Origin of the sequence: Parafrankia sp. EUN1f (assembly GCF_000177675.1) — a bacterium.
Classification (GTDB): domain Bacteria; phylum Actinomycetota; class Actinomycetes; order Frankiales; family Frankiaceae; genus Parafrankia.
This window is the reverse complement of record NZ_ADGX01000022.1, coordinates 33,184-49,884: the sequence shown is the minus strand read 5'-3', so window position 1 is coordinate 49,884 and position 16,701 is coordinate 33,184. Positions and strand designations below refer to the sequence as shown.

Here is a 16,701-nt window from a genome sequence, read left to right as displayed (position 1 = left end):
GTGGCTTCGGGCTGCCGATTCGGCTGCCGTTGTTACGTGGCAAGAATTGAGTGAGGGATTCTGGTCGCTGGAACGACGAAAATCCTCAATTCTTCGGGCTGGGGCTGGGGCTGGGGCTGGGGCTTGGAACTGCCGCTGCTGCCGGGCGAGATCTGAGGATAAGGTCGCCAGGGAGTGCGCACCGCCCGGTGCGGACGTCTGCGGACGTCGTGCATGCCGACAGGAGGCGCGGTTGAGTCCTGCCTGGGTACCGGTCGACGGTTCGCGGGCGCGCTCGGCGCTGGCGAGCCTTGCTGCCATCAGCCCGTACTTCGAGGCCGACGTTCTGGACGCCATCGAACGCCTCGCGCCCACGGCCTCCGCCAGCAACGTCGAACATGCTCGGTTCGAGCCCGTTGCGGTCGCTGAGCTCAACAGCGGAGGCGCCGCGCTCGCCGCGGCCGTCGACGGGGTCAACGAGCGGCTGGGCGGCGTCGAACGGCGGGTGGCCGCGTCAACGCTCGCGCTCGGCCATGCGGCCCGGTTGTGGTCGGTGGCGCTGGGCACCTGGGCGACCTCGGGCATCGTCCCCGATCTCGACCCGGCGGTGCTGCGGGTGCAGCCGCGGCTGACAGCGCCGCTCCGGCTGATCGTGGACCGGCCTGCCGGCTGGCGACCCGCACCAACGACACCGGCGACACCAGCCGCAACTGCCGCGTCGGCGACACCGACCACGGCCTCACCGACCTCGCCGGCGGTGCAGGCCGATGACCACCTGGAAGCTGCGGACCTGATCCACGAGGTGATCGTCGAGCGGAACCTGCGGCCGTACTTCGCGGCCGTGCGGGCCGAGACCGGGCTCGCGCTCGGCCTGCTGTGGGGGAACGCAGCCTCCGCGCTGGTCGGCGCGACAGGGATGCTGATCCGGTTCCTCCGTATCGAGCCGAGCAGTACGACCACCGTGGCGGCGGCTCAGTCGCAGGCTCAGGCCATGGTTTCGGCTGCTGGTCCGGCCTCGGCTCCGGCTCCGGTGACGGCTGAGGGCGTTGGCCGGTTGACCGCGCGGCTGCTCGCGACCCCACCGCTGGCCGGCACGACGGTCCACAGTCTGACCCTGGACGGTCAGCTGGTGGTCCCGTCCGTGGTGCGGCGCAGCTGTTGCCTGTTCTACCGGGTACCCGGCGGCGGCACCTGCGGCGACTGTCCGCTGGCGCGGCCCTGAGCCTGAGCTGAGCTCGAACCCGGAGCTTGAAGAGCTGAAGATTTCGGCTGTTCTGGAACCGGGCGAAAAACGCGGCCGGAAGCGGCGGCAGCCGCGGACGCTGCTCGGAGCCGCGGGCTGAGGACGTTCCCGCCCCCGTACCTCGCATGCCGAGGGATGGGCTTGTGGGCTGCGCATCTCGTCGAACTTCTGTGTTTCTGACAGCGCTGGTCAGCTTTCGACGCGGGCGCGACCTTTCCGTTCGTGAACCTAAAGGGCTTTGCGTTTCTCTTCCTCTCGATCTCTTGACATCCATTTCTTTGCCGGTTTCGCAAGCTTCCGCGTGGTGCTTATTGGAAGAGCCACGAAGAGCCCTTTAGTTGCCGATTCCGCGCACCTTGCCGACTCCTGCGGGAGTGGGATTTCGTCCGCCCGGCGAGCCGTGGGCGCTTCCGGAGGGCCCTCAAACCGCTGGTCTCGGGGGTGGCTGGGGGTTCCACCAGCCACCCTGACGCCGTGGCGGGTCGACGATGTCGGAGGCGCGGGTCACCCGCGGTGCGTATGAGCCTGCGACGACCGATCGCGGCCCGCCTGTCATTCATCAAAAAGATGGGAACGATTCTGGTTCAGACATCTCTGTCACCTTTCGGGTGAGCCGGAAGAGCGTCCACTGGGGCTCTCCGGCGTTCCCCGGGTCAGCCAACGCTGCGCCGCCTGACCCGGCCCGCGCCGCCCGTGTCAACCGGCCGTCGGCGCCGCCGCGCAGACGGTGCCGTGCCGTGCCGTGGCGCTGGCACGTGGCGGGGCTGATCCACGACCACATTGATGATCGTGCGGCAGTGTGCCGGACTGATCGGTCCGATCTGTCGGATAGCGCGAGCGTATCGAAGTCCCACGGTGAATCCTGGATCATCATTCAGTGCACGGCAATAAAAGGGTGACCGATTCGTTGCCGCGTCGGTGCGGTAGTTGACTTCGTTCGCCGAGCCGCGATGCGCCTTGGCTTGCATGGTCAATTCTTGCTCCTGATTCCCGTCCGGTTGTCGGGTTCGTGTTAGCGTTACCGACTCCCAGGGGGGTGTGATGCAGGTCTCCGACCATGACCCGGACTACGACGTCGGCCCCGGGCCGCTGGCGTCGCTCTGGCGTTACCGGCTCGCCTCATCCGTGGTCATAGTTCTGGCCGTACTCGTCGGCGTGATTCATGGTGTGCTGGCCGCGCCGCCCACGAAATCCCTCGCCCGGATCGGCCTGGCGAATCCCCGCGGTCTCACGGTGATTCTGGGCGGCAGTGCCTCCGGTGCGGATCTCGGCCGGTACGCGAGTGCCCGGGCAAGGTTTGCCGAGAGTACCGACGTGCTGGCGACGGCAGCGCGGTCACTGAAGGACGGGACGTCGCTGGCGACGCTGCAGACGGTGGTCGAGGTCACCGCCACCGCGGATGCGGACGTTCTGATAGTGACGGCCACCGGCTCGGGTGCCGAGCAGGCGGAACGCCGGGCGGACGCTGTCGTGGCGGCCTTCCGGGAGCTGACCCTGCAGGCCACGAACGACACGGTGAACAGCCAGCTCGCCGCGGTGGCACGGGCGCAGGCCCAGCTCGACCAGCTGTTCACGCCTGGCCCCGGCGACAGCGCGCGGGCCGCCGCGGCGGCCACCGCGCTCGGCGAGCTTCAGCAGACCGCCGCCCGGGCCCAGACGGAGGCGGCGCTGTTCGGCTCGGGAACGGTGTTCGTCGAGAACGCGACGGTGCCGCATCCGTCCAGTGGTGCGGCCCGGGCGGAGCGGGGCGGCCTGCTCGGGCTGCTGCTGGGAGTGCTTCTCGCGGGCACGGTGGCCTGGCTCCGGGCCGGCCGGCGGCGCGAGGTCGGTGACGGCGAGGCGGCCGCCCGGTTGTTGGGCACCCGGCTGCTGGGCGAGGTCCCCGCCACCGGGGAACGCGGCCGTTTCGGGGAACGCGACCGTTCCGCTGAGCGTGACGGTGTCAGGGAGCGTCGCGGTGTCAGGGAGCGCGGCGGTATCAGGCGACGTGGCCGTCCCGGGGATCGTGGCCGCGCCGACGAGGCTGACGGGCCGCGGAGCTCTCCGCAGCCTGGCCACCACGCCGCCGCCGGTGTGCTCACCGCGGTCGGCGGGCGCGGGCTGTACGTGCTGGCCAGCCCCGGACGCCAGGACGGGCGGACGGCGACAGCCCTGGGCCTCGCGACGGCGCTGGCGGCCGGCGGCTGCCGGGTGGCGCTGGTGGACGGTGACCTGCGAACCGGCCGGCTCACCGCCCGGTTCGGGCTCCCCGCGGCCGCGGTGGGGCTCGCCCAGCTCGCGCGGGGAACCACCGACCTCGCCACCGCCATACGGACGTATTCGACCGCGGAGGGCGGCGAGCTCGCCTTCGTTCCCCGGGGCCAGCTGGCCACCGACCCGGCCGGGCTGCTGGGCAGGGCGGAGCTCACCGAGACGATGGGCCGGCTCAAGAAGCTCTTCGACATCGTCCTCGTCGACACACCGGCGACCGGTCCGACCGCCGACGCGTTCCTGCTCGCCGCGACCGCGACCGGGATCATCGCGGTGGCTCGTTGGCGCACCCCGGGCGGTCCGCTGCGGCGGCTGCGCGCGCAGGCCGACGCCACAGCCGTTCCCCTGGTCGGAGTGGTGCTCACCCATGGCCCCCGGGTGCGTGGCGGCTACCAGGACGCCTACGGCGACCAGATCGCCTTCGACGTCGAGCGGACCCAGACGCTGCGGCCGCGGACGTCCGGGGACCGGCCTGACCGAACCCCGCCGCACGAAGCCGCGGCCCTGCACAAGTCACCCGTGCACAGGCCGTCGGTGCACAAGCCATCCGTCGCCGCCCGGCTCTGATGCCCCGCAGCGACGGGCCGCCAAAGCCGCCAAAGCCGCCAAAGCTGCCAAAGCGGCCGCGGCGGCCGCGGCTGATCGGCGGACGGCCCGGTGGACCGCCCGGTGGACCGCCCGGCCGACGGATCGGCCGACGGATCGGTGGACGGGCCGGCGGCGCGGTCGCCGCACAGGCCATCAACGCGGGCGGAAGCCTGGTGGTGCAGCTCGCCGCCGCCCGTGCCCTCGGCGCCGACCGGTTCGGCGCGCTGGTCCTGCTCGTCTCCTGCCTGGTCCTGTGCACGGCGCTCTACACCGCGTTCGTCGGTGACGCGCTGACCGTGCTCGGCCGGGACGATCCGGCGGTGCGCGGCGCCGTGCTGGTCGCGCACGGGGTCCTGGTGACGTCCGCCGCGGTGGTCGGTTTCGGGGTGGCGGTCGGGCTCGCAGGCCTCGGGCCGGGTGTCGGGGCCGCGTACGCCGGGCTGATCGTGCTCTGGCTGCACGAGGAGCTCGGGCGCCGGGCGCTGATGGCCGGGTTGTCGTTCTGGAAGCTGGCGGCGAACGATGCCGGCTACGTCGCGGTGACGCTCCTGACCCTCACCGCCGCCGGAGCGGCCGGGATGACGGTCAGTCTGCTCATGGTGATCTTCGCGATGGGCGCGGGGGCCTCCTTCGCCATCGGGCTCGCGCTCGGACAGCTCCCGGTCGCCCAGCTGCGTCCCGCCCGGCCCACGCCGGGCCTGGTGCGCGATGTCGCCGCTTTCGCGGTGTGGCGTTCGCTGCAGGCCGGACTCACCCCGGCACTGCTGTTCACGGCGCGGGTGCTGATCAGCGCTGTCGCCGGGCGTGGCGTGCTCGGCCAGGTCGAGGCGGCTCGGCTGATGGTCGCGCCGGCGCAGACGGTGGTCGCGGCGGCGGGAAACGTCCTGCTGCCGGCGTTCGCGGCGGATGGTGCGACGTCCGCCCGGCGGGCCCGTCGCGCGAGCGCGGCGCTGATCGGGGCGACGGTGCTGGTCGGCGCGGTCGCCTTGCTCCTCGTCGGCCCGTTCGCGGATCTGGTCGTCGGGCCGGGGGTCGAGGTGCCCCGCACCGCCGTGCTCGCCTGGTCGGCGTACTGCTGCGCACTCGCGGCCGGCCTGCCCGCCGCGACCGCGCTGGTCGCGCGCCGGCGCACCAGGACGGTGTTCCTGGCCTGGCTCGGCGACGCGCTGGTCGGGGTCACACTGGTGGTCGTCATTCTGGCCGCAGGGCATCCGGTCGCGGTCCCGGTGGGCCTGGCGGTCGCCCGGCTGGGGAGCGCACTGTGCCTGCACGTCCTGGCCAGCCGCGCGGATGAGCAGCCCCGCTCCCGGCACCGGCACCGGTCCCAGCACCCGGGCTGGTCCCGTTCCCGGACCCGGGCGCGAAGCCTTCGGTCGCCGGGCGCGGGCGCGCGGCGGCTGCCCCGGCTCCTTCCCAGCCCGAACCGGTGGGCGCTGGCGGCCGTCGTGCTCCCGCTCATGCTCGCCAGCGACTACAAGCTCCGGATGCGCGGCAGGGAGGCGACGACGTCCGGGCAGGCTGACCTGTTCATCCTGGCGGAGATGGCCGTGTACGCGACGGTCGGTGTTGTGCTGCTGCTGACCGTGGCGCGGGCGCCCGCCCAGCGGCGCAACGCCACCGTCGTCGTCCTGGCCTGGGTTTTCGGGTCCTACTGTGCGCTGTCGGTGCTCTGGTCGCCGTACGGCAGCCTGGCGGTGGTGCGTGCGGCGCAGCTGCTGCTCACGGTGGCCGTCGCGCAGACCGCGGCGCGGTACGCCAGCCGCGCCCAGCTGCACGGCCTGGCCCACGCCTTCGCCGCGACCGTCGCCGGCTCGGTGCTGTTCGGTGCGCTGCACCGGTTCCCGCCGGTGAGCGGCGAGACCGCCGGACGCTTCACCTGGCTGTACGTCCACCCGGTCGTCGCCGGGATCTACCTGGGCGCCGCGACGGTGATCCTGACCGTCTACCTGACCCGGCCGGGCCGGGAGCACCGCATCTGGCCGACCTGGACGTACCAGGTGCTGCTGGTCGTCGTCGGGTCCGGGCTGCTCGCCTCGCGGACCAGGGGCGCCCTCGGCGGGGCGGTCGTCGCCGCGCTGCTGGCGATGGTCTGCAGCACCCGCGGTACCCGCCGGCTCGACCTGCTGGTCACGATCGGTGTCTTCGCCGCGATCGCGGCGGTCACCTCCTCGGACGTCGTCCTGTCCTACCTCAGCCGGGGCGAGTCCGCCGAGAAGCTGGCCACGCTCAACGAGCGCACCAACCTGTGGTCGCTCGCCCTCGACGCGTTCGAGCGGAAACCGATGACCGGCTGGGGGCTGACCGCCTCCCGCGGGATCTTCCTCGACGCGATCGGTCTCGGCGGCGGGCACAACGCGTTCGTCAACGTCCTGGTCGACGGAGGTGCGATCGGTGCGCTGCTCTGGCTGGCGCTGCTGGGCGGGATCGTGGTCGCGCTGCGCGGGCTGTGGCGCCGGGTCCGGCCGGACGAGCGGGCGGACCTGACGTTGCTGACCGCGCTGCTGCTGTTCCTCCTCTTCGACGGCCTGACCGCCGAGCACATGGCGGCACCCGCCAACGTCGCGAACATCCTGCTGGCGGTGATCGTGGGCTGGACCGGCGCCTTGACCCGCCGGCAAGCCGGTTCCGCGGGGCCGGCGCCCGAACGAGGTCCGGTGCCTGCGGGACGTCCCGGAGGTTCGGCGCGAGCGGGAGGTCCGGACGGTCTCGACGGTTCGGTGCCGGTGCGCCCGACGGGCCGGCCGGCGCCGGAGCGGATCCCGGCCGGGGCCGGCTGATGGCCCGCCGGACGGTCCTGTTCGCGCATCCCTCCGCCGAGCTGTACGGCGCGGACCGGATGCTGCTCGACTCGGTGCGCGGGGTCGTCGCCGCCGGCGCACGTGCGGTCGTGGTCCTGCCGAACCCGGGGCCGCTGTGGCCGCTACTGGAACAGGCCGGGGCCGAGGTCCGGGCCGGTGACGTCCCCGTTCTGCGCAAGCGGTACCTGCGCCCGCATCGGGCCTTCGGCCTCGCGGCGCGGATGGTGGCCGCGGTCGGGCGGCTGGTCCGCCTGATCCGGCTGGTCCGGCCGGACGTCCTCTACGTGAACACGATCACGATCCCGGTCTGGCTGGTGGCCGCGCGGCTGTGCCGGCTGCCGAGCCTGGTCCACGTGCACGAGGCGGAGCGCACCGGCCGGCTCGTCGGCGTCGCCCTCACCGCCCCGCTGCTGCTGGCCCGGACGATCGTGGTCAACAGCTCCGCCGCGGCGGCCACCCTCGCCGCGGCCGTGCCGGCGCTGGCCGGACGGACCGAGCTCGTCTACAACGGGGTCGCACGCGCCGGCGGACCAGCGCCGCCGCCCTCGCCGTCGCCGCCCTCGCCGTCATCGCCCGCCCTGATATCGCCCGAGCTGGCGTCGCCCGCGCTGCCGCCGCGCCGGCTGGCATCGCCCGCGCTGTCACCGCTGTCACCGCCGTCACCGCTGCCGGTGCGGCCGGGCACTCCGGCTCGGCTGGTTCTCGTCGGCCGGCTCTCCCCGCGCAAGGGCACCGACGTCGCCCTCGACGCGCTGCTCAGGCTCCGCGACGCCGGCCGCGACGTCGAGCTCGACCTGGTCGGCAGCACATTCGAGGGGTACGAGTGGTACGAGCGGCAGCTGCGGGACGTCGCCGCCGGCCCTCGGCTCGCCGGCCGGGTGCGCTTCCACGGCTTCCAGCCCGACATCGAGCCCTTCCTCCGCGCGGCGGACATCGTCCTGGTCCCGTCCCGGGTCGAACCGTTCGGGAACGTCGCGGTCGAGGCCCTGCTCGCCGGACGTCCGCTGGTCGCGAGCGCCACCCAGGGGCTCGCGGAGATCGTCATCGCGGAACGCACCGGCCTGCTGGTCCCCCCGGACGACCCCGCGGCCCTGGCGGCGGCGGTCGGCGCCCTGCTCGACGACTGGCCGTTCGCCGCCCGACTGGCGGCGGCGGGGCGCGCCGACGCCGCCGAACGGTTCGGCCTGGAGCGCTACCACGCCCACATCAACGCCCTGATCGGCACGCTGGCCGCGGCCCGCCTGGCAAACCCGGGCTGACCGGCGCCGGAACCAGCAGGGCTCCGGCACATCTCGTGCCTGCACCAGCACAACTCCGGCGCGCTCCCGCTTCACCGGCCAGCGGCGCCGCACGGCGCCAGCAAGTCCCACCGATCAAGTCCCCCCAATAGTGATAAAAGGGACATAAAGTCACTTGGCAATCCGCAAGAAGTGACGATTCAGGTTGCTGCAACAGCCAAAATCCCCGCTTCTTGCTCGGGAGCGGCGGTGGCCGCGGAAGCCCGAGGCTCGGGAGCCCGCGACGGGCTTCGGAACGAGGTCACGGGTATTCCGCGGGCCCATCGGAAATCCGCGGGAAGGATGGCACTGAAGTGCCGGTCGGCTCAGCGGCCGGAAAGCAGGTGCACCATAACGGAGGGCCGGGTATCCGTCTCTCGTCCGTGGTCTGAGGAAAAGGTCGTAGGAATCGATGGAATTCGCCGGCGCCTCGGGCGGGAACTGGCTGGTGAAGCGCGACGGGTCGTAGGGTTCCCGGCGTGAGATCGTTATCCGTCCTTGAATCCGGGGTGCTGGCCGGGGTTCTCGCGGCCGTGGTCGCGCTGGCCGGCTGCGGAGGTGGCGACGACGACGGGGCGGGGGACGACCCCTACCGAAAGCAGGGCCCCTTCCCGACCGCGCTCGCCGCCGTGCCGAGCGCGCCGGCACCGACCGCCGGCCCGGCACCGTTCACGGCACCGGCGTCCGGGGCTGGCAGGGTCGTCGTCTCGGTGGCCGACATCAGCCCGGTGCGCTCGGCAGGCGAGGGGCCGGGGCAGTTCACCGGCCGGCCCGCCGTCGCCTTCACGTTCGCCCTGCGCAATGACTCCGGGCAGGTCCTCGACCTGAGCGGGGCCAACATCACCGTGTCCTACGGCGCGGACGACACGCCGGCGCAGCCCGACGACGGCGGAACGGTGCGGCCCCTGGCCGGAACGCTGCAGCCGGGGCGTACCGCGGGCGGCGTCTACGTGTTCCTCGTCCCCGAGGACCAGCGGGCCAGGGTCACAGCCGTCGTCAGCTACGACCCGACGAAACCGGCGGTCGTCTTCACCGGTCCCGTCGGCTGACGGGGCCGGTCTGCCGGCGCGGCGGTCCGCTGACGTAGCGGTCCGCTGGCGTCCCGTTTGGTGCACATCCACCGCCGGCACCGGTTTCAAAAAGCAGCCTGATCTCTTTATCGGGTCGACGAAATTCTGGCCGAGCCCGGTTGGCTCGCCGTTGGTTCTCGTCGGTTTCCGTGACGTGCCGCCGCACGGCTGAATTCGTCGCAATGCTTAACGGTTGAGGTGGCGTGGGCAGCTGTGTAGGGTTCCCCGAAATACCGGCGTGTGGCGGTTAATTCTTCGGCGGGCAATGGCGGGCGTGCTTCTGGTCACGCTCGGCGTGGGAAGAGCGTGATGCGTGTGACACGGCGAAAGTCAGGGCGAGGCGGAGGTTTACCTGCCGGCAGGCCTGGCCGGCCGGCCGGCGGCGTCGGGCAGCCGGACAAGCGGTCTACCGGGCGTGGCAGGTTCGCCAGGCGCCTCGTCGGCGTGGCCGCGGTCGCCGCCCTGGCCGCCGTCGGTACCGGCGCGTCCGTCCTGCTGACGGCACCGGGCGCCGCGGCGGACACCGCGCCACCCGACCCGTCGACACCGGCGACGGTCAGCGCGGACGCGCTGCCGACCGTCCAGGTGAACGGCGTCGTGTGGGCGCAGGCGACCGTCGGCAACACGGTCTTCGTGACAGGCAGCTTCACCGCGGCCCGGCCCGCCGGCGCCGCCGCCGGCGTGAACGAGACCCCGCGGGGCAACCTGCTCGCCTACGACATCACGACCGGCAACCTGATCGCGGGCTTCAACCACACGCTCAACGCCCAGGGCCGGGCGATCACCGCCTCACCCGACAGCCGCAGGATCTATGTCGGCGGCGACTTCACCTCCGTCGACGGGCAGACCCGCAACCGGATCGCCGCGTTCAACACCGTCGACGGCTCACTCGTCAGCGGCTGGACCGGCGGCGCCGCCGCGTCGGTACGCGCCCTGACCGCCTCCGACTCGACCCTCTACGCCGGCGGGGTCTTCGCCTCGGCGATGGGGAACACCCGCTCCCGCCTGGCCGCCTACTCGACGTCCACCGGGGCTTTGCTGAACTGGGCGCCGGCGGCCGCGAACGGCCAGGTCAACGCGATGGTCCTGACCCCTGACCGGTCCCGGGTCATCGTCGGCGGCCAGTTCAACTCCCTCAACGGCGTGTCCGCGGTCGGGCTCGGCGCCGTCGACGCCACCACCGGCGCGACCCTGCCGTGGGCGGCGAACAAGACCGTGCGCAACTCGGGCGACAAGGCGAGCATCGACAGCCTGCGCACCGACGGCACGAACATCTACGGGTCGGGCTGGGTGTCCGGGGCGACGAGCGGCAACCTCGAGGGCAGTTTCGCCGCGAACCCCACCACCGGTGACCTGATCTGGATCGAGGACTGCCACGGCGACACCTACGACAACTTCGCCGTCGGCGGCGTCCTGTACAACGTGGGGCACGCGCACTTCTGCGGCAACATCGGAGCCTTCCCGCAGACCGATCCGATGTCCTACTACCGGGCGCTGGCGCACACCACCGCGGCGACCGGCACCGTCGGGCGCAACACGCTGATCGGCTACGCCGACTTCGCCAGCAACCCGGCCCCGACGCAGCTCAACTGGTACCCGAGGCTCGCCGCCGGCACGTTCACCGGCCAGGGTCAGGCTGCCTGGTCGATCACCGGGAACAGCGGCTACCTGTCGCTCGGCGGTGAGTTCCCGTCCGTGAACGGGACGCCCCAGCAGGGCCTGGTCCGCTTCGCGATCCGCGCGGTGGCGCCGAACCGGGTCGGCCCGGTCTACTCCGCCGCGGCTCTCACCCCGACCGTCCAGGCCGTGGGCGCGGGCACGGCGCGGGTCAGCTGGACGACGACCTACGACAACGACAACGAGGCCCTCACCTACCGGATCGTCCGGGACGGCAACACCGCGAGCCCCGTCCACACCACGACGATCAACGGGCGGTTCTGGAAACCGCAGCAGGCCACGTTCGTCGACACCGGCCTGAGCGCCGGCACCCACACCTACCGCGTCTACGTGTCCGACCCGCTCGGCAACATCACCCCGGGCCCGACCAGCGCACCGGTGACGGTGACGGGCGCGGGCCCCGCGCCGACCAGCGCCTACGCCCGGACCGTCCTTGCCGACGGGCCGACGAACTACTGGCGCCTCGGCGAGACGGCCGGCACCACCACCTCCGTCGACCTGGCAGGCGGCGCGGACCTGCGCCTGGGGAGCACCGTGACCCGTGGCACCCCGGGGGCGATCGCCGGTGACGCGGACACCGCCTCGACCTTCAGCGGCACCTCCACCGGCTTCGGTGCCACGCCGACGGCGGTGACCGGGCCGGCCACGTTCAGCGCCGAGGCCTGGTTCAACACCGCCTCGGCCCGTGGCGGGAAGCTCCTCGGATTCGGCGCCAGCAACACCGGGACGTCCTTCAGCTACGACCGGCACATATACCTGACCAACGCCGGCCGCGTCACGTTCGGCGTGAACCCGGGCGGCTTCCGGACGATCACCAGCGCCGGCGCCTACAACGACGGGCGGTGGCACCACGTGGTGGCCACCCTGTCCAGCGCGGGGATGTCGCTCTACGTCGACGGTGCCCAGGTCGGCCAGGACCCGGCGACGACGTCCGCCCAGGCGTTCAGTGGCTACTGGCGGGTCGGCGGGGACGCCCTGGGTTTCTGGCCGGACCGGCCGACCAGCAACTTCCTCGCCGGTGCGATCGACGAGGTGGCGATCTACCCGACCGCGCTGACACCGGCCCAGATCCAACGGCACAACCAGGCCGGAAGAACAAATTAGTTGCGGGGCACGCACGGAATCTGAACGTGGGGTGGGGCGCAATGCGAATAGCCATGCTCGGTACCCGTGGTGTGCCGGCGAACTACGGCGGCTTCGAGACGGCGGTGGAGGAGGTCGGCCGCCGGCTCGTCGAGCTGGGCCACGACGTCACCGTCTACTGCCGGGGAAAAGGACCGGACGAATTCCTGGGAATGCGCAGAATCGAGCTGCCGGCGCTGCGCCGCCGATCGCTGGAGACGCTCAGCCACACCACCGTGAGCGTCGCGCACGCCCTGCGGCACCGGCCGGACGTGGCGCTGCTCTTCAACGCCGCCAACGCCCCCCTCTTACCCCTGCTGCGGCTGCGGAGAATCCCGGTGGCCGTGCACGTCGACGGCCTGGAGTGGCGCCGCGGCAAATGGGCCGGTGCCGGCCGGCGCTACTACATGATGGCCGAGGCCCTCGCGGTGGCCTGGGCCGATGACCTGATCGCCGACTGCACCGCCATCGCGGACTACTACCGCTGGAAGTTCCACGCGGACTCGACCGTGCTCACCTACGGCGCACCGCTGCTCGAATCCGCCGCGACCGCCCGGGTCGCCGAGCTCGGCCTGCGCGCGAAGGAGTTCCACCTGGTCGTCGCCCGGATGGAACCGGAGAACAACATCGACCTCATCGCCCGCGGATACCTGGCGAGCGGTGCCCGACATCCACTCGTGGTCGTCGGCGGTAATCCCTACCCGACGCGGTACACCCGCGACCTCACCCAGCTCCTCGCCGCCGACCCGCGGGTCATCTCCCTGGGCTCGGTCTACGACCAGGAACTGCTCAACGCGCTCTACGCGGCCAGCCTGACCTACCTGCACGGGCACAGCGTCGGCGGCACCAACCCGTCGCTGCTGCGCGCGATGGGCGCGGGCGCCACCGTGATAGCCACCGGGAACCGCTTCAACCGCGAAGTGCTCGGCGACGCCGGTTTCTATTTCACCGAACCGGACGAGCTGGCCCGCCACCTCGAGTCGACCGAACAGAATCCGCTCATCGGTGAGCGGTACGGCCTGCTCGCGCGAAACCGGGCCGCCGCGAAATTCGACTGGGACGAGGTCGCGATCGGCTACGAGAAACTCTGCCTGCGCCTCGCCGGCCGTGACCCGCACTGGCGGCCCACTCTGACCAGCTCCCTTCGCCGCTTCACCGAGAGCGGGGACCTCGGGCCCATCACCGCTCCCGTTCCCGTTCCCGTCCCCGTTTCGGTTCCCGCCGCTGTTCAGCTTCAGCTCCCGCTCCAGCTTCCACTTCCGCTTTCGGGTCCGATTCCGCTTTCGGGTCCGATTCCGCTTTCGGGTCCGCTTTCGCTTCCGGGCTCGGCGCCGCGGCGGCAGGCGCTGCGCCTCGGGAATCGGAGGCACGCGTGAGCGCCTCCCCGCCGGCCGGTTTCCACGCGGCCCTGGACCGGCTGAGCTCCGCGCAGAAGTCGCCGAAAGGCGCGCCCGCCTACTCGCGTTTCGTGAACCGGCGGCTAGGCCGGCTGTTCGCCGCCGCCGGCTACACCGTCGGGCTCACCCCGAACCAGGTGACCGCCATCAGCGGGCTGTTCACCTTCGGCGGTATCGCCCTGCTCGCGACTGTCCGTCCGACCGCACCCGTCGGCGTCGCCGTCTGCCTCGCCCTCGTGATCGGCTACGCCCTCGACTCGGCTGACGGCCAGCTGGCCCGGCTGCGCGGCGGCGGCAGCCCGGTCGGCGAATGGCTCGACCACGTCTGCGACTCGGCGAAGATCCCGCTGCTGCACCTGTCCGTCGCGGTCTCCTGCTACCGCTTCTCCGCCCTCGGCCGCGGCGGGTTCCTCCTGGTCCCGCTGGCCTTCGCGGCAGTCGCCACGACCACCTTCTTCTCAATGATCATCAGCGACTTCCTGCGCCGGACCCGCCCAGCGGCCGTCGCTGCCCCTCCGGCTTCGGGGGGCCCTTCGGCTTCGGCAGGCCAGCCAGTCGCGGGGAGCCAGCCGGTCGCGTCGGGCGCTGCGCCCGGGACACACGCGCCGGTCTGGCGGTCGCTTCTCGTACTGCCCAGCGACTACGGGCTGCTGTGCCTGATTTTCGTCCTGCTCGGCGCCGGTACCGCGTTCAGCGCCCCGTTCTGCGTCTCCTACGCCGCCCTCGCCGCCGCGAACACGCTCTACCTGCTCGGCGTGCTGCTGCGCGGCTACCGCGCGATGACCGCACTGGGCGCGACCGCCGCGACCGCCGCGACCGCCGCCGACGCCCCGACCGGCGTGACCGGCGTGACCGCTGCCGACGCCCCGACCGGCGTGACCGGCGCCGGTGCGACCTCGGCGGCTTCAGGGCCGCCCGCTCCGACGGCGCCCGCTCCGACGACGTTCATGCCTGGGGTGAACGTCCGCGTCGTGAACGCTGTGCGTGGCGGCCGACGGTGACCGTCGTCGGCTACGTTCCCGGCGTCTACGACATGTTCCACATCGGCCACCTGAACATCATCCGCCGTGCCCGCGGGGCCTGCGACCATCTCGTCGTGGGTGTGGTGACCGACGAGGTCGTCCTCGCGGTGAAAGGCCACCTGCCCGTCGTCCCGCTCACCGAACGCCTCGAGATCGTCGGCAGCCTGCGCCTGGTCGACGAGGTCGTCGTCGATTCGCACCACGACAAGTTCGCCATGTGGCCGGCGGTCCGCTACGACATCCTGTTCAAGGGCGACGACTGGCAGGACACCCCGAAGGGACGGAAGCTGGAAGCCGACCTGGCCACGGTCGGGGCCCGCGTCGTGTACTTCCCGTACACGGTCCACACGTCCAGCACCGAGCTGCGCCGATTCCTCAACCAGCAGCGCGACGACCTCGCGAGCAGCGAGGCGCGCGGCCCCGTCCCGTCGGCGTCGGCACGAATACCGCGGCGAACCTGAACATGTGCCCGCCCGACCTTCGGGCCGCCGTTGCTACCGTCGCTGCTGAGCAAGAAGTAAGGATTCTGGCTGCTGCAACAGCCGAAAACCTCACTTCTTGCGGATTGTCAGATGACGCCCCGGGCCTTGTTTGTCGCTATTGATATGAATTGGCGGTGCTGTGTAGCGGCGCGAGATCCCCGGTGGGTCGCCAGGCGGCCGGCGGGCACGGATCGCCAGGCCAATATCGTCGGCCGGAAGGTGACGCGGTGAGGAGGTGAGGAGGAGGTGAGAAGGTGATTGGCATGGGAACGATCGTGGTTATGGGGGTAAGCGGGTGCGGGAAGTCCACCGTCGCCGCGTCCGCCGCCCGCACGCTGGGGCGCCCCTTCCTGGAAGGCGACGACCTGCACCCGCCGGCGAACCGCGCCAGGATGGCGGCCGGCTCCCCGCTGACCGACGACGACCGCTGGCCCTGGCTGCACCTGATCCGAGCCTGGATGGTCGAGCACCCCGGCGGCGTCGTCGCCTGCTCGGCCCTCCGGCGTGGCTACCGCGACCTGCTGCGCACCGCGGGCGACGTCCGGTTCGTGCACATCAGCGTTCCGGCGGACGTCCTGCGGCAACGGCTCACCGACCGCACCGGCCACTGGATGCCCGCCTCGCTCCTGGACTCCCAGCTTGCCACCCTGGAACCGCTGACCCCCGACGAAGGCGTCATCCTCGACGGCCAGCTCCCCCTAGAAGAGCTCCTCCGCCAGCTGACACAGCTCACCACCCACCGGCCGACCGTGGCCTGAACGGACTGGCTGACGGCAGACGGCTGACGGCAGACGACTGGCGGCAGACGACTGGCGGACGTCAGACGATGCCGCCGTTGACGCGGATGTTCTGCCCGTTGACCCAGTGGCCCGCGGGGCTCGCGAGGAAGGCGACGACGCCGGCGATGTCGGTCGGGGTGCCCAGGCGTTCCAGCGGCGGCTGCGCGGCCAGCCGGGCGATCGTCTGCTCGTCCTTGCCGTGCAGGAACAGGTCGGTCGCGGTGGGGCCGGGTGCGACGGCGTTGACGGTCACGTCCCGGCCGCGCAGCTCCCGGGCCAGGATCAGGGTGAGGCCCTCGACGGCGCCCTTGCTGGCCGCGTACGGGCCGTAGCGGGGGAGGGCGAGCCCGAGAATCGACGTCGAGAAGGTGATCAGGCTCCCGCCTCGGCGCAGTCGGCGGGCCGCCTGCTGGGCGACGACGAAGGTGCCGCGGATGTTCGTGCGGTACAGCTCGTCGAGCACCGCCAGATCCAGGTCGGCGACGGTCGACAGAGGCATCCTGCCGGCGGCGTGCACGACGACGTCGACCCCGCCGAACTCCGCCCCGGCTGCCTCGAACATGCCCGCGACGGCGTGCTCGTCGGCGACATCGGCCTGCGCGGGGATCGCCGCACCCCCGGCGGCCTCGACGGCGGCCACGGTCTCCTGCGCCGCGTCCGTCCGACCGGCGTACCCGACGACGACCGCGAAACCGTCCGCGGCGAGCCTGCGGGCCACCTCACGGCCGATGCCGCGGGAGCCACCGGTGACGATGGCAACACGGTGCGTCGATGTGTTCGTCATGGGCCCACCATCGGCGCACCGGGCCGGTGCGACCAGTGGATGTTCAGCCCACCGCGGCAGGCGGGTCGCCTCCGCTCAGCGCGCGATACCTCCGCTCAGCGTGGGCCGACTCCCACCCGCTCGGGCTTGGTCATCACGTCCGCGACCCTGCCCGTGAGGGATTCGATCAGCCGGACTGCCTGGGAGAGAGACAGATTCAAGACGATCTCAGTGCCGGCCTCGGCCGGCAGACG

The 16,701-nt window shown here is 72.1% G+C and carries 11 protein-coding genes; 10 read left to right on the top strand and 1 reads right to left on the bottom strand.

Translation table 11 applies throughout. The features are described from left to right. Window positions 1-232 precede the first annotated feature (232 nt). From FREUN1FDRAFT_RS43635 to FREUN1FDRAFT_RS09160, 10 genes are all read left to right on the top strand, one after another. Window positions 233-1,201: a (2Fe-2S)-binding protein gene (locus tag FREUN1FDRAFT_RS43635; protein WP_006539739.1), complete on the top strand. Its 969-nt coding sequence runs from the start codon at window positions 233-235 to the stop codon at window positions 1,199-1,201. A gap of 1,062 nt (window positions 1,202-2,263) precedes the next feature. Next, window positions 2,264-4,039 carry a hypothetical protein gene (locus tag FREUN1FDRAFT_RS09205; RefSeq protein ID WP_006539738.1) on the top strand — a complete coding sequence of 592 codons (1,776 nt, stop codon included), beginning with the start codon at window positions 2,264-2,266 and terminating at the stop codon, window positions 4,037-4,039. Window positions 4,040-4,233: 194 nt separating this feature from the next. After that, window positions 4,234-6,837 (top strand): O-antigen ligase family protein, encoded by a 2,604-nt coding sequence (locus tag FREUN1FDRAFT_RS39620; RefSeq protein ID WP_232295117.1) that lies wholly within the window; start codon window positions 4,234-4,236, stop codon window positions 6,835-6,837. Continuing rightward, window positions 6,837-8,117: a glycosyltransferase family 4 protein gene (locus FREUN1FDRAFT_RS09190; RefSeq protein WP_006539736.1), complete on the top strand. Its 1,281-nt coding sequence runs from the start codon at window positions 6,837-6,839 to the stop codon at window positions 8,115-8,117. Before FREUN1FDRAFT_RS39620 ends, FREUN1FDRAFT_RS09190 begins: the two co-directional genes overlap by 1 nt. Window positions 8,118-8,614: 497 nt before the next feature. Beyond that, window positions 8,615-9,184, top strand: a complete 570-nt coding sequence (locus tag FREUN1FDRAFT_RS09185; RefSeq protein WP_006539735.1) for a hypothetical protein — start codon at window positions 8,615-8,617, stop codon at window positions 9,182-9,184. 465 nt (window positions 9,185-9,649) lie between these two features. Next, complete coding sequence (locus tag FREUN1FDRAFT_RS09180) at window positions 9,650-11,986, top strand: LamG domain-containing protein (RefSeq protein WP_006539734.1); 2,337 nt, start codon at window positions 9,650-9,652, stop codon at window positions 11,984-11,986. A gap of 53 nt (window positions 11,987-12,039) precedes the next feature. Beyond that, on the top strand, window positions 12,040-13,380 hold the full coding sequence (locus FREUN1FDRAFT_RS09175; RefSeq protein WP_232295116.1) for a glycosyltransferase: 1,341 nt from the start codon (window positions 12,040-12,042) through the stop codon (window positions 13,378-13,380). Further along, window positions 13,377-14,402 carry a CDP-alcohol phosphatidyltransferase family protein gene (locus tag FREUN1FDRAFT_RS09170; protein WP_006539732.1) on the top strand — a complete coding sequence of 342 codons (1,026 nt, stop codon included), beginning with the start codon at window positions 13,377-13,379 and terminating at the stop codon, window positions 14,400-14,402. The genes FREUN1FDRAFT_RS09175 and FREUN1FDRAFT_RS09170 overlap by 4 nt, the downstream gene beginning before the upstream one ends. Continuing rightward, a complete protein-coding gene (locus tag FREUN1FDRAFT_RS43630) occupies window positions 14,399-14,884 on the top strand; it encodes an adenylyltransferase/cytidyltransferase family protein (protein ID WP_006539731.1) in 486 nt (161 codons plus the stop codon). Before FREUN1FDRAFT_RS09170 ends, FREUN1FDRAFT_RS43630 begins: the two co-directional genes overlap by 4 nt. 284 nt (window positions 14,885-15,168) lie before the next feature. Next, complete coding sequence (locus FREUN1FDRAFT_RS09160; RefSeq protein WP_035951040.1) at window positions 15,169-15,663, top strand: gluconokinase; 495 nt, start codon at window positions 15,169-15,171, stop codon at window positions 15,661-15,663. Between the two features lie 61 nt (window positions 15,664-15,724). Here FREUN1FDRAFT_RS09160 and FREUN1FDRAFT_RS09155 read toward each other — a convergent pair whose 3' ends face one another. Then, a complete protein-coding gene (locus FREUN1FDRAFT_RS09155; RefSeq protein WP_006539729.1) occupies window positions 15,725-16,468 on the bottom strand; it encodes an SDR family oxidoreductase in 744 nt (247 codons plus the stop codon). Window positions 16,469-16,701 lie beyond the last annotated feature (233 nt).

Excerpts from the sequence above, each read along its gene's own strand:
- FREUN1FDRAFT_RS09205 (WP_006539738.1), top strand. The coding sequence starts at position 2,264 with ATGCAGGTCTCCGACCATGACCCGGACTACGACGTCGGCCCCGGGCCG.
- FREUN1FDRAFT_RS09190 (WP_006539736.1), top strand. The coding sequence starts at position 6,837 with ATGGCCCGCCGGACGGTCCTGTTCGCGCATCCCTCCGCCGAGCTGTAC.
- FREUN1FDRAFT_RS09175 (WP_232295116.1), top strand. The coding sequence starts at position 12,040 with ATGCTCGGTACCCGTGGTGTGCCGGCGAACTACGGCGGCTTCGAGACG.
- FREUN1FDRAFT_RS09160 (WP_035951040.1), top strand. The coding sequence starts at position 15,169 with ATGGGAACGATCGTGGTTATGGGGGTAAGCGGGTGCGGGAAGTCCACC.
- FREUN1FDRAFT_RS09155 (WP_006539729.1), bottom strand. The coding sequence starts at position 16,468 with ATGACGAACACATCGACGCACCGTGTTGCCATCGTCACCGGTGGCTCC.